We start from the raw sequence: 1,343 nt of genomic DNA, 5'->3' as shown, positions 1-1,343 counted from the left end.
TGTATTATTATCTATCATAAAATATCTAATAATAATGAAAAATTACACTATGAACTTTTTATTCTTATTCAGTTATCTTGCAGATTTCGTTTTATGCGATTTTTTTTGTTATTAAATAAAATATTTTATGATAACGTAAAATAGAAAAGTCAATTGTATGAGAGAGATTTCGAATAAAATAGCATTTCTTTTGAGTGAAGGAATATTTTCCAGTACCTATTTGAAAAATAAAAGCCTCATTCGAAAATGAGACTTTTAAAGTGTTTAGTTCTGAAAAAAATTAAAATTTATAAGCCACACCCACGCGGAAATCGTTTGTCTTGTAACCCATTTCAACTTTATCCTGTACAAACTTTTTCTTGCCAAAATCTGAATAACGATATTCTGCACGCACAATAATGTTATCAGTCATTGCAAAATCAACACCACCTCCAAGGGTATAGCCAATCATGGTCTTTTTTTCATCATGAAGCCAATCAGAAAAATTAACTTCTTCATTTTCGCTATCCGCTACTGCCGTAAAAATATTCTGAAGTTGCGTATAAGCAATCCCTCCGGAAATATAAGGCATCATACGCTCAATCGCAAAACCAACTTTCACCCGTGTAGCTCCAGCCCATTTTTGTTTTAAAGTATGACGTATAGCTTTAATATGCGTTGTTAAATCATCCTCATGCAAATCTCTTGTTAGATTTATCTCTTCTGTAGGCTGTGGTGTCTTTCCAGTTGAACTTTTTTTCGGTAAATTAATATCTTTCATATCCTTTTTACCAAACCACATAATATCCGTATCAATACCTATAATAAAAGTATCATCAATATCAATATTGGAACCTGCATAAACTCCCCCTATAAAACCAGAAAGTTTAGGCAAATTCTCTTTTCCAACTGGTTTCCATATCCCTGCTGTCTCACTTTCTGCATAACTTTCAGCTGTTTTATCTGAAAAGTTACCAATTTGCCCTCCAAGATAAAATCCTGTCCAAGAAAAAGTAGGCGCTGCAATAACAGGAACAGGCTGTTCAGGAATAACGCTATCCGCTGCCTGTAGTACAGAAATTGAAATTAAAGAAAATATATATGTTGAGACTAAATACTTTATAATCATAATTGCTCCCCTAAAAGCTAATGTGATACATAAGTAATAGTAAATCATTTCACACTTTTTGAAAAAAATCTATAGCAAAAATGACACAGTTATAAAAAATTAAAGTTTCTATTTAAAAATAAAAATATTTTATAAATAAATAATTATAAAAAATTTTAAATATACTTTATATTTCCATTAGTTATCACTCTATATTATCTTTTATACCTTCATATTTTTCATTATTATCTAGCAT

Annotated in this window: 1 protein-coding gene; it reads right to left on the bottom strand. The window is 29.9% G+C overall.

The genetic code is table 11. From position 1 onward, the window contains the following. Positions 1 to 280: 280 nt before the first annotated feature. The gene (locus BN338_RS06815; RefSeq protein WP_039760352.1) at positions 281 to 1,108 is read right to left on the bottom strand and encodes an outer membrane protein; all 828 of its coding nucleotides are present in this window, start codon (positions 1,106 to 1,108) and stop codon (positions 281 to 283) included. Positions 1,109 to 1,343 lie beyond the last annotated feature (235 nt).

Source organism: Bartonella queenslandensis AUST/NH15, from assembly GCF_000312585.1.
In the GTDB taxonomy this organism is placed as follows: domain Bacteria; phylum Pseudomonadota; class Alphaproteobacteria; order Rhizobiales; family Rhizobiaceae; genus Bartonella; species Bartonella queenslandensis_A.
This window is presented reverse-complemented; position numbering and strand designations above follow the sequence as displayed.

What these genes read in the sequence shown, in the direction of transcription:
- BN338_RS06815 (WP_039760352.1), bottom strand. Translation starts at nt 1,108, where the DNA reads ATGATTATAAAGTATTTAGTCTCAACATATATATTTTCTTTAATTTCA.